Below are 12176 nucleotides of genomic sequence, written 5' to 3' on the forward strand. Positions count from 1 at the left end.
ATAAAAGCAATAAAACAGGAAGGAGAACGACCATGAAAAAAAGAACGATGATTCTTGCGATGATCGCATTGATGTTTACAACTGGAACTGGAAAAGTACAGGCAGCAGAGGAGACTTCCGGCCTGACAATAAAACCGCTTACAGAAAAATCGGTGGATGCAAATCCTTATATGGTAAAAAATGACGCCAATATCCATCACGACTGCTACAACACAGATACAACGGATGAAGTGCTGCCGCTGGCTATTTACCCGGAGATTCATGTTTCCTATGAAAAAGTGAATGCCAACGCTTCTCCGGCGATCTTTTTTGACTCCTACGGCCATGCGGTGGTGCCGTTCTTAGGAGGCCTCGCGATCCGTGACATCAATGCGGATGAGACGACAACTATCGGCTATTTTTCGCCCAAGCAGCAGGACGGAGGCGGCTATATGATTCAGAGCTCGTATTCCTTTGTGGATGAGAGCAACCGGCTGGTATGCCCGACGAGCAACAACCATGTGCTTATGCTGAAAACGATGGATGAAGAGGAAAATGTGCTTCCGGAGTTTGAAAAAGTGCTGGACATTGATATCAAAGCCGTAGCGGAGGCAGCTCTCGGAAAGACTTTGGATCAGAATTTACTCTCGGTTGTCTTTGATTATGACGGAAATCTCTGGTTTGCCACCGGCGGCTTCCGCATTTATCCGGACCGGCAGCAGCAGGGAACCTTGGGATATATTTCCCGGACAGCCATCAATGCCATTTTAAATGGAGAAGAGACCGATCTATCAGAGGCAGTATTCGTATATGAGCTGACTCCCGGGGAAGGCGCAGAAAATGGAATTGCGGCCTCCAAAGACGGAGCTGTGATCCTGACCAACCAGAACTGTTATCTGATGCAGGCGGATAACGGGGTAAAAAAGGTCTGGGAGACGCCTTATGAGAGCGTCGGAGCAAAAGACAGTGCAGAAGGTGATGCGACTACCGGCGGCGGACTGGCCTGGGGCAGCGGCTGTTCTCCTTCTCTGACCAAAGATCTGGTGATGTTTACCGATAATCAGAATCCGGTAAATCTTCTTGCGCTGGATATGAAGACGGGGGAAGTGGTAGCCAGCCTTCCCGTGATCGATGAACTTCCGGAGGGAACACAGGTTTCTGTGGAAAATTCTGCCATCGTATACGATGACGGAGCGGGAACCGTGAGCACCATCGTCTGCAACTGGTTTGGAGCGGGCAGTGCCAAACTTGCGGAGGCAGACAACGATTCTTCCGTACAGAGCTATGAAAATATTTACGATGTGAACTGGCTGAGACAGGGAAACAAAATGATTATGCCGGGTGTGGAGCGCGTCGATACGGTAAAAACAGAGGATGGCTATGAGATGAAGAGCATCTGGTGCAGAAGTGATCTGGCGGACACTTCCATCTTGAAGCTTTCTACGGCAACAGGTTATGTTTACGGCTATGTTCAGGATCTGGAAACCGGTATGTGGCAGTATATCATCCTGGATTTTGAGACCGGCGAGACGGTATTTACCATGGATGTCGCCAATAAGCCCGGCTATAACAATATGGCGATCGGTATGTATGCGGGAAACAGCGGAAACGCCCTTTATTGTCCGACGGGGTATCTGGAGCTCTTAAGACTTCAGGATCGTTTCGTTTATCTGCCGGAAATGCCATACCGTGAAGTGGATCTCGATCAGGCCATGCGGAATGTGCTGAGCCAGGAAACGTTTGAAGCGGACGGCGGAGAAGGAACGGTTGCCAGCTGGCTGAATACGGTGACGGTGGAAAATGTCCATCCGAATACGACAGTGGCTCTTCGGATGAAGGGACTTTCCGGAAGCGAGGATGCAATGAAACTCTATGCATATAATACAGAGGGTACATTAGCGGAAGTTCCGGCTGATCTGTGGCACATTCAGACAGAGAGCGGAGAGACTCCGGAGACCCTTTCCGAGGATGTGCTCTATGAAGTACATGTTACCGTAGAGGATGGCGGCGCCTTCGATCTCAGCGAAACGGAAAAAGAGATCAAGGTATCAGCTGTTCTCGGAAATTAAAGTAAAAACCACACGAAACCCCAGCCCTGCCGCTACATATATTATTATGGAAGGATTTATTAAAGAAAGCGGGGGTATGACGGTGAAGGCGATGGACACATACAATGCTCTTATGGGCGGTGTCGTGGCTGTTCTGACCTACGTTTTTGGGAAACATTGGATGCTTTTCGCGTTGTTTCTGGCCTTTAATGTGGCGGACTGGGTGACCGGGTGGATGAAGAGCCGTATCGCCCACAAGGAAAATTCGGAAGCCGGCTGGAAAGGTGTTCTGAAAAAACTGGGGTACTGGCTGATGATTGCGGTAGCTTTCGGCGCAGGAGCCGTATTTATCGAGATCGGAAAAACGATTCATGTGGACCTGGGGATGACCACGCTGCTGGGCTGGTTTGTGCTGGCATCCCTTCTGGTAAATGAAATCCGCTCGATCTGCGAGAACTTCGTGGAAGCGGGCTTTCAGGTGCCGGAGATTCTGGTAAAAGGATTGGAAGTAGCAAGAAAAAAGGTAAATAAGACCAGCGATACAGAGGACGAGTGATCGTCCTCTTTCAATTTATATAAGAAAGGATTGTTCAGAATGGGAAATTTGACTGTCAAAAAGAATTATCTCACAAATAATCGCTGCTACCAGCGGGGAGAAACCTGCGAGAAAATCGGTATCCAGATCCACACGATCGGCACCGGACAGGGGACGGCCGCAAGTGTGGCGGCTTACTGGAATCAGCCTGCGGTATCGGCCTGCGTTCACTATGTCTGCGACGCGGATGTTCCCGGATATGTGCTGCAGCTTCTGCCGGAAACGTACCGCTCCTGGGCGGACGCCGCCTGGGGAAACAATAACCTGATTTCCATTGAGATCTGCGAGTCGGACCATATTTCGTATACCGGAGGCGCCAACTATATCATTAAAAATGAAGCCGGATTCAAAGCAGATATTCTGCGCGGCTATCACACAACGGTTCAGCTCTGTGCAAAAATCTGCAAAGAACGAGGCTGGAATCCACTGACGAAACTTGGTAACGGAATGCCTCTGATTTCCTCTCACAATGAAGGCCGCCTGGCAGGCCTCTCCTCCGGCCATGTGGACCCGGACCATGTCTGGTCCCGTCTCGGTCTGACGATGGATGGTTTCCGAAAAGATGTAAAAGCAGCGATGCTTCCGGAAAGCCGCCCGACCTTTAAACAGGGAAAAAGGTACCGCATGACCACAACGATGGCCCTTCGAACGGAACCCAAAGCCTCCGCTCCGCTGGTCCAATACGACACGATTCCGGAAGAGAAGCGGCGTTACTTCTGACGTGGCTCTTCCGGCGAAGCCCTGATCCAAAAAGGCACGGTCGATAAATGCCTTGGCGAACAGGCAATCAGCAGCAGAGGTGTTTATATGAAAATCACCCGCGGCTGGATTCTGGCCCGGTATCGCGGGAAAAACAGAGTGAAAAAAGTTTAGGAAAAGTTTAACCCTCCCCTATAGATTTCTTCCCTCCCATATACTACAATAAAAATACCCCGGCAATCGGCCGGCGGACAGTGAGGAGGGAGCTTATGAAAAAGCACACGGTTCGGAAACGGATTTTTATTTCACATGCCATGATGATCCTGGTGACGATATTTTTTATGTTTTTGGTAAATCTTGGGATTGTGAAGATATATTGGGAGAGAATGGAACAGGAGTGGCAGTTTTCCATGGAAACTATGGCAGATACCGCCAGTGTGGAGGAGCTTTTGAAGGAATGGACTCTTCATCAGAGGTCTTTCTATATGCTTCTGGCGGCGGATGTTCTGATCTGCATCGGCGTGCTGATTCTGGTCAGTCTGTTTTTCTCCAGAGAGCTGGTCAGCTATATTATGAAACCGATGGAAGCGCTGGAAAAAGGCGTGCGGCGGATTCAGGATAACGTGCTGACGGAGGAGATTGTCTATGAGGGGGATGCGGAATTTGAGGAGATCTGTGATACCTTCAATGAGATGCAGGCTCATATTCTGGCGGAGCAGGAGAAGAACCGGAAATATGAAAAAGCCCGGACGGAGATGGTGGCCGGGCTTTCCCACGATCTTAGAACGCCCCTTACGGCGGTGCGCGGAACCGTGAAAGCTCTGATGGACGGCATCGTAAAGGTGCCGGAGCAGCAGGAAAAATTTCTTCGGACCGCTTACCGGCGGACCGGGGATATGGACGTATTGCTGAACCAGCTTTTTTACCTGTCGAAGCTGGAGACCGGAAATATGCCCCTGCATCTAAAAAACATCGATTTGGCCCATTTTATCCGAAGTTATGGGGAAGGCAAGAGAGAAAGTCTCGATCCGGAAAAAATAAAGCTTTCTGTTTCCGTGGAAAATGCAGAAGGCCAGGTGGAAGCCGACCCGGAACAGCTCCACAGTTATGGTCCACATCAACCGCATCCGCGAGAAAATCGAGGATGACAGCAGAAATCCGAAGATTCTGGAGACCGTCTGGGGCGCCGGGTATCGGCTTAACAAATAAAGTATTTAAAATCTGTTTAGAAAATCACCTCCTGTTTGTTTAATGCGGACTGCTATGCTTTCTGTAGAAAATGAACAGGAGGTTTTTCATATGTTAAGAGAAGGATTCAATGGATTTTGTATGGCGCTGGCGGACAGTGTTCCGGGGGTATCCGGAGGAACGGTAGCCTTTATCCTGGGCTTTTATGACCGCTTCATCGGTTCCATCCACAATGTGGTGTTTGGTAAACGAAAGGATAAAATGACGGTTCTTCGTTATCTCGTGAAGCTGGGAGTCGGCTGGGCAGTCGGAATGGTTCTGGCGGTGTTGATTTTATCTTCCCTGTTTGACAGCCACATCTATACCGTCAGTTCCCTGTTTATCGGCTTTATCGCCGGTTCCATTCCGCTGATTATTTTAGAAGAAAAGGAAAGCTTTCGTCCCTTTGTAAAAGGCCTTCCTTTCTGTCTGGCAGGAATCCTTGTGGTAGCAGGAATCACCTGGCTGAACGGCAGAATCGGAAACGCAGCCATGGATCTGGGGCAGTTTTCTTTTGGTCTTGGAATCCGGCTGTTTTTCATCGGAATGTTTGCGATCTCAGCGATGTTTCTTCCGGGAATTTCCGGTTCCACCCTGCTTTTGATCTTCGGAGCTTATATTCCGGTAATCACTGCGGTAAAAGGTTTTCTGGGACTACATTTTGTTTATTTTCCGAGTCTGATGTTTTTCGGCCTGGGTGTTCTCACAGGAGCAGCCACGGTGGTAAAAGGAATCAAGGTCTGCCTGGAAAAGTTCCGCACCCAGTCGGTGTATGCGATTCTTGGAATGATGATCGGTTCTTTTTATTCCATCGTTCAGGGGCCGACCACTCTGGATGTTCCTCAGAAGGCGATGAATCATAATCTTTTTAATCCCATCGCCCTTGTCATCGGCCTGGCTCTGGTTCTGGGACTCCAGAAAATGAAAATGAGAAAATAGCTGTCCTTTTCCCCGGAAATAAGGTATGATAGAAAAAAAGCAGACGAAGGGGATCGGATATGGATTTGAGAGTATTGCGCTATTTTTTGACCGTGGCCAGGGAGCAGAGTTTTACAAAAGCGGCAGAACAGCTGAATATCACCCAGCCTACGCTCTCGAGGCAGCTGGCGGCTCTGGAGGACGAGCTGGGAGCGAAGCTTTTTGACAGGGGCGGGCGCTCCATCACCCTCACCAACGAGGGGGTGCTGCTGAAAAGACGGGCCCTGGAGATCGTCGATCTGGAAGATAAGATCGTCAGCGAGTTCAAGGGAAACAGCGAATCCATAGAGGGCAAAATTGCGATCGGCTGCGGGGAATTTATGGCAGTGGAGACTCTGGCGAAGATCTGCAAAAGATACAGGGAAAAATATCCGCTGGTCCAGTTTGCCCTCCATACGGGAACGGCGGATGCGATCCTGGACCGGATGAACAAAGGTTTGATTGACATCGGGCTTTTTCTGGAGCCCGTGAGCACGGAGGGAATGGACTATATCCGGATACAGGGGAGCGACCATTGGGTAGTGACCATGCGGGCGGACGATCCTCTGGCAGCAAAGGAATTTATCACGAAGAAAGACCTTTTAGGGCTGCCCCTCATCCTGCCGGAGCGCACCAACGTGCAGAGTGAGCTGGCCAACTGGTTCGGAAAAGATTTCAGCAGGCTGAATATTGTTTTTACCAGTAATCTTGGCACCAACGCTGGAATTATGGCGGTGAATGGCCTGGGCTATCCGGTCTCCATCGAAGGAGCGGAGAGATACTGGCGGGAAGATCTGGTAGTCCAGCGGCGGCTTTCACCCAAGATCGAGACCAGCACGGTCATTGCCTGGAAACGAAATCTCCCCTATTCGCCGGCTGTTAATCGCTTTATTGAGGAGATAAATGCCTGGGAAGCATAGAACGCTTTGCAATATAAGTATTAGACATAAGCAGCAGGGCGTTTTATAATACTTATAAGAAAAATTTTTGGAGGTGTTATCTGTGAAAAAAAGACTGGTAGCATATTTCAGCGCGAGCGGCGTGACACGAAAAGCAGCTGAGAACATTGCCGAAGCAGGCGGTTATGACCTTTATGAGATCACACCGAAGGCAGCTTACACAAAGGCAGATCTGAACTGGATGGATAAGAAATCCAGAAGCAGCGTGGAGATGAATGATAAGAGCATTCGTCCGGAAATCGCCGGAGCAGAGCTTGACGTGGCTTCTTATGATGAGATCCTTCTCGGTTTCCCCATCTGGTGGTATGTGGCTCCGACTATCGTCAACACATTCCTGGAAAAATATAATCTTTCCGGCAAAAAGATCATCCTCTTCGCCACTTCCGGCGGCAGCGGCTTTGGCAACACTGTGAAAGAGCTTGAGCCTTCCGCTCCCGGAGCTGTGATTGAGGAAGGAAAAATCCTCAACCGGATGACGAAACAGGAGATCAGCGACTGGGTAAAAGAGTTATAAGGAGTGTAAAAACATGGCAAAAATCGTACAGACAGCAGGAAGAAATGCTCTCGGAGAGTTTGCTCCGGAGTTCGCACATTTTAATGACGATGTGCTTTTTGGAGAAAACTGGAACAACGAAGACATCGACCTGAAAACGAGAAGCATCATCACGGTGGTTGCCCTGATGGCCTCCGGTATTACCGATTCTTCTCTGAAATTTCACTTACAGAACGCAAAGGCTCATGGCGTGACTCAGAAAGAGATCGCCGCTATCATCACCCACGTTGCCTTCTATGCAGGCTGGCCCAAGGGCTGGGCGGTATTTAACCTTGCAAAAGAGGTCTGGGATGTAAACGAGTAAAGAATTTCCTGTGGCGCAGGTCGTCACAGGATTTTTTATGTCACAGGAACGGTGGCAGGATTTTCAGATGAGTGTTATAATCAGAGAAAAAGCGACAGGAGAAAAGGGACAAAATGACAGAAGACCTCATTATTCACAGAAAAACCATCCCCGCCCGGGAGCCGGAGTATGCCGATTTTCCAGAGAAACTGCATCCGGATATTGTGAAATTTTTAAAGAATCATGGAATCGAAAAGCTCTATATTCACCAGACGGAAGCTTATGAGCAGGCGGCGGAGGGCAAAAACCTCGTGATCACGACTCCCACAGCCAGCGGAAAATCCCTTTGTTTTTATCTTCCCGTCATCGATGCGATTCTGAAGGAGCCGCTGACCAGGGCGCTTTTTGTCTATCCCACGAAGGCTCTGGCGGCGGATCAGTATCGAGCTCTGCTTCCCTGGATTGAATTTTTCAGAAGGGAGCGGCTGGACGCGGGAGTCTACGACGGCGATACTTCACCGAAGGAGAGAAGCCGCATCCGCAAACAGGCCAACATCATTCTAACCAATCCGGAGATGCTGAACGGCGCGATGATGCCGAATCACAGCAAATATGGGTTTGATTTCATTTTTTCTAATGTAAAATATGTGATCCTGGATGAGCTTCATGTGTACCGGGGCGCTTTCGGCTCCCATCTTGCCAATGCGTTCCGGCGCTTTTCAAGAATCTGTCGCTATTATCACTCAGCGCCGCAGTTTCTCTGCAGTTCCGCTACGATTGCCAATCCCGTGGAGCTGGCGGAAAAGATCTGTGGAGCGCATTTTTCTTGTATCGATCGAAATGGGGCCGGGGCGGAGGAGCGGGAATACTGCTTGGTGCAGCCTCCGAAGATCACGGGAAAGGATAAAAGCTACTATGGTCAGAAATCCGTGGTCGATACGACAGTGGAGCTTCTGCCTGAGATCCTGAATGAGGGAAAAAGTTTCATTGCCTTTGCAAAATCCAGAAAAAATGTGGAGATTATTTTAAAAGAAACCCGGGACAGGCTGGAGGGTGCGGGCTTTCTCGGAACCGGAAACAAGGACCAGATCTCCGGCTACCGGGGCGGCTATACGCCGGAGGAGAGAAAAGCCATCGAAGGAAAAATGATCTCCGGTGAACTCAAAGGCCTGATTTCCACAAATGCCCTGGAGCTCGGAATCGATATCGGTTCTGTCGCCGTCACGGTGCTGGCGGGCTATCCCGGAACAAGAGCCGCTTTCTGGCAGCAGACCGGCCGGGCGGGAAGGAGGGGAAAGGCGGTAAACTATCTGATCCTGGACCAGCAGTCTATGGATCAGTATATCGCGCTGGAACCGGAGTGGCTTTTCTCAGGCAGCAGCGAGAATGCGGTGGTGGACCCGGATAACCTTCTCATCGAGCTGGCTCATATCCGGGCGGCCGCGGCGGAGCTTCCTTTGTCGCTGGATGACGGAGCGCTTTTTCCGGATCTTGGCGAGGCTATCCCGGTACTTCTCAAAATGCAGGAGGTACGGAGCCAGAGCGGGTGTTTTGCCTGGTGCGGCGGCCAGTACCCTGCCGGGGAATTTTCCATGCGGAACATCGATCAGAACAAATATCAGCTGATCAACAAGGAGACTGGAGCGAATATCACCGAGATGGACGAGGAACAGGCTTTCCATGAGATCCATCCCGGGGCTGTTTACATGCATGATGGGGATTTCTACCAGGTTGTAGAGATGAATCTGGAAACCAAGATGGTTTATGCCCTGCCTTTTAACGGCAATTATTATACAGTTCCCGGAAGCGAGAGCAATATCCGGGTGATCCATTGTCATAAGGAAAAGACCTGGGGCAGGACCGAGCTTCACTTTGGAGATGTCAATGTCGCGGATTTTGTCTATATGTACAAAAAACTGCAGTTTCATAACCACCAGAATCTGGGCTTTGAGCAGCTGAAACGGCCGCTGACGAAGAATTACGATACGGAAGCTGCCTGGATTAAGATTCCATCAGAGGTCGTGCGGGTGTACAGGAATCTTCTCCAGCCCGACCGGGAAGGACGCTATGTCCGGAACAATCATTTCGACGGTCTCGTCTATGCCCTGAAAAATGCGGCGCTTATGGTCACGATGACAGAGAAGGAAGATATCGGCGTGGCCGTTTCCACGAATGCCCTGGAGCTTTCAGGCTTTGACGCGGGGGAGGTTTCCATCTATTTTTATGACCATTATGTAGGAGGCCTTGGGATTGCAGAAAAGATTTATGATCTCATTCCGCAGGTGGTGGAGCATGCGATCCGCCTGGTGGAGGGCTGCCGGTGCGAGGATGGCTGCGCGGTATGCGTGGGTGATTTAAGACTTGACCGAAAGATCGTTCTCTGGGGATTGAAGAGTTTTCTGGAAGAGCGCACTGTTCCGGAGAATACGAAGGTTGTCAGATGGGCAGAGACGAAATGGGTTCAGAAAGAGTTTCGTTTAAAGGAGCTGCCGGAGCGCTGGGAGGCTTTTTGCCGGAAAGCTGCTTCCAACGGAGAGAGTCTGACGGGCTTTTTCCGTACTGTGCAGAAAGTGGAAGTACATGACGGCGGGTTGCTCTTGTTTCTGAAGGATGAGCTCTATGCGAAATGGGCCAGTGAATGGGAAAATCGCCTGGCTCTCCAGAATGTGATCCTTTCCTATGTGGAGGTGCCCGTGGATTTCCGTCTGGAAATACAGGGCATCTCCGGAACCAACCCGGAAAGACAGCTGAAACAGGAGAAAATGCTGCGAAGATATCGAGGAGACGAGAATGGAACTAAATGAATATCAAAAAGCGGCGGTGCTGGATGAAAGTCCGGTCTGCCTGGTCCGGGCGAACGTCGGGAGCGGAAAGACAACGGTTCTGATTGAAAAAATCCGCTATTTTCATGAGAAAAAAGGCGTGCCGCTGGAACGGATGACGATCCTGACCTTTACGAATAAGGCGGCGGATGAGATCGGTCAGCGGCTTCAGGAAAGCGGAAACAACATCGGAACCTTCCACAGCGTCGCTTTTCACCTGCTTCAGGAAGAGCTTCCGCTGGAGGAGCTGGGCTATGCGAAAGAATTTGAAGTCTGCCTTCCGGAGGAGGAACTTCAGCTGGCAGAACAGCTGATTGCAGAGCAGAAATTAAAGATCAAATACAAGAACCGCCTGCAAAAACGGCTGGAAGAATTTTATGCAAAAGGAAAAACAAAGGATTATAAGGATGATTTTCTGAAACTGGCGGAGCTTCTCACGAAAGAGAAGAAAAGGCAGAATAAAATGTCCTACGAGGATCTTCTGAAAAATACCGTACTGCTTTTGAAACGTCATCCGGAGTTTAAAAGGCCGGCATGGATTATTATTGACGAGATTCAGGACTGTGATGAGCGGCAGCTGGAGATGATTCAGGAGTTAAAAGGCCCGGAAACGAGGATTTTTGCCGTCGGTGATCCCAATCAGGTGATCTATAGCTGGCGGGGAAGCGTTTTTAACATTTTCTATCGTCTGAAAGCGCTCTATCAGGCGAAAGAACTCTCTTTACCCGTCAATTATCGTTCTTCCGGAACGATTCTGAAAGCGGCGGCCCGTTTTCAGGAGACCGGAATGGCTCTTGAGGGAACGAGAGAGCAGGGAGAGAAAATCACGATCCGGAATCACTACGATCCCTTTCAGGAAGCCCTCTATCTGGCGGATAAAATCAAAGGGATGCATGCAAAGGGTGTTCCCTATGAGGAAATCGCGATATTTTACCGTCTCCAGAGCCAGTCTGAGACCCTGAAAAAGGTTTTTGAGGAGGAAAAGGTTTCCTGCTGGGTTTCCCAGAAGGAGGATGGGCAGGAAAATACGGAAAAATTGGAAAACGCCGTGAATCTGATGACGCTTCACGCATCCAAAGGCCTGGAATTTTCTCATGTGTTTATCATCGGCGTCAACAACGGTCTCATTCCGCTGAATCCGAAGAAGGAAGCGGAGGAGGAAGAGGAGCGCCGGCTTTTCTATGTGGGCCTTACCCGGGCAAAAGAGTCGCTGGAGCTGTCCTATTATACTTCGCCGGGCCCCCGGGTCTTACCTGGACCGGGAAGATATCTTTCTTATTTTCCTGAGAGCCTGGTAAATCGTACCTCTGCTTTGGAGATGCGTGACCGAAAAGAGGCAGCGGAGCATCTCCAGAATCTGAAACGGATGATTTTGGAGGAGAGGGAGAATACGTTTTCTTCCGAGCCGGAACTGGCAGAGGCTCAGAAGGCAGAAGGAGAGGAAATCTATAAGGAGGCCGATCTGACAGGAGAAAACCTTCGCACGGAAACTTCATTTGCCAGCAGACGTGTCTCCCACCTCAAATACGGGCAGGGAAGCGTCGTTTCGGAAGATGAGAACACGATTACGGTAAACTTTGATGATTATGGAGAAAAAGAGCTGTTGAAGGCGTTTTCCATGTTAGAAGAATTGTGAGGAAATCAAAATGAAAATAGAACATAACGAAATCTGTCTCAGAGATGTGACAGCCGCTGACTGTAAACAGCTGGGAAAATGGTGAAAAACGCGGCATAGAAAAAGGTGAACTCAAGGCAAAAAAAGAGACAGCTCTTTCTATGGCAGAAGAAGGAATGGATGTTAAAATGATCGCCCGTTTAGTTAAAGTAAGTGAAAGCGACGTTAAAAAATGGATTGATGAAAATTTGTGTGCAGTAAAATAAAAAGATATTTTAATTGCTATAAGTCCTGCTGTTATACATATTGTAAAACTCAGCGAAACAGCAGCCGGTTATCTGCGGATCATGTTTTTTATGTGTTCCTTCAATCTCATTGGATATGCAATAAACTGTGTAACGATATCGGGAATTTTCTGTGCGGGCGGAGATTCAAAATT

General features: G+C 49.5%; 9 protein-coding genes and 2 pseudogenes. All 11 read left to right on the forward strand.

The window, feature by feature from the left end:
• Positions 1 to 32 precede the first annotated feature (32 nt).
• The 11 genes and pseudogenes from LKD71_RS11450 to LKD71_RS11500 all read left to right on the forward strand — a co-directional run bounded on the left by LKD71_RS11450 (position 33) and on the right by LKD71_RS11500 (position 11758).
• Positions 33 to 2048, forward strand: a complete 2016-nt coding sequence (locus LKD71_RS11450) for a PQQ-binding-like beta-propeller repeat protein (RefSeq protein ID WP_227615511.1) — start codon at positions 33 to 35, stop codon at positions 2046 to 2048.
• A 76-nt stretch (positions 2049 to 2124) separates the two neighbouring features.
• On the forward strand, positions 2125 to 2583 hold the full coding sequence (locus LKD71_RS11455; RefSeq protein ID WP_227615512.1) for a phage holin family protein: 459 nt from the start codon (positions 2125 to 2127) through the stop codon (positions 2581 to 2583).
• 39 nt (positions 2584 to 2622) lie between these two features.
• On the forward strand, positions 2623 to 3342 hold the full coding sequence (locus LKD71_RS11460; RefSeq protein ID WP_227615513.1) for an N-acetylmuramoyl-L-alanine amidase: 720 nt from the start codon (positions 2623 to 2625) through the stop codon (positions 3340 to 3342).
• Between the two features lie 551 nt (positions 3343 to 3893).
• On the forward strand, positions 3894 to 4469 hold the full coding sequence (locus LKD71_RS18375) for a sensor histidine kinase (protein ID WP_334302593.1): 576 nt from the start codon (positions 3894 to 3896) through the stop codon (positions 4467 to 4469).
• Positions 4414 to 4530, forward strand: a pseudogene (locus tag LKD71_RS18560) (winged helix-turn-helix domain-containing protein); the annotation flags it as partial. The gene LKD71_RS18375 and the pseudogene LKD71_RS18560, both read left to right, overlap by 56 nt.
• 90 nt (positions 4531 to 4620) lie before the next feature.
• Entirely contained in the window at positions 4621 to 5487 is an 867-nt protein-coding gene (locus LKD71_RS11475; protein WP_227615514.1) for a DUF368 domain-containing protein, read from the forward strand.
• A 59-nt stretch (positions 5488 to 5546) separates the two neighbouring features.
• Positions 5547 to 6425: a LysR family transcriptional regulator gene (locus LKD71_RS11480; RefSeq protein ID WP_227615515.1), complete on the forward strand. Its 879-nt coding sequence runs from the start codon at positions 5547 to 5549 to the stop codon at positions 6423 to 6425.
• 82 nt (positions 6426 to 6507) lie between these two features.
• On the forward strand, positions 6508 to 6978 hold the full coding sequence (locus LKD71_RS11485; protein ID WP_227615516.1) for a flavodoxin: 471 nt from the start codon (positions 6508 to 6510) through the stop codon (positions 6976 to 6978).
• A 13-nt stretch (positions 6979 to 6991) separates the two neighbouring features.
• Positions 6992 to 7318, forward strand: a pseudogene (locus LKD71_RS11490) (carboxymuconolactone decarboxylase family protein); the annotation flags it as partial.
• 116 nt (positions 7319 to 7434) lie between these two features.
• Entirely contained in the window at positions 7435 to 10104 is a 2670-nt protein-coding gene (locus tag LKD71_RS11495) for a DEAD/DEAH box helicase (protein ID WP_227615518.1), read from the forward strand.
• Positions 10091 to 11758 (forward strand): ATP-dependent helicase, encoded by a 1668-nt coding sequence (locus tag LKD71_RS11500; RefSeq protein ID WP_178046630.1) that lies wholly within the window; start codon positions 10091 to 10093, stop codon positions 11756 to 11758. The genes LKD71_RS11495 and LKD71_RS11500 overlap by 14 nt, the downstream gene beginning before the upstream one ends.
• The last annotated feature ends 418 nt before the right edge of the window (positions 11759 to 12176 follow it).

Origin of the sequence: Fusicatenibacter faecihominis (genome assembly GCF_020686945.1) — a bacterium.
Lineage (GTDB): Bacteria > Bacillota > Clostridia > Lachnospirales > Lachnospiraceae > Limivivens > Limivivens faecihominis.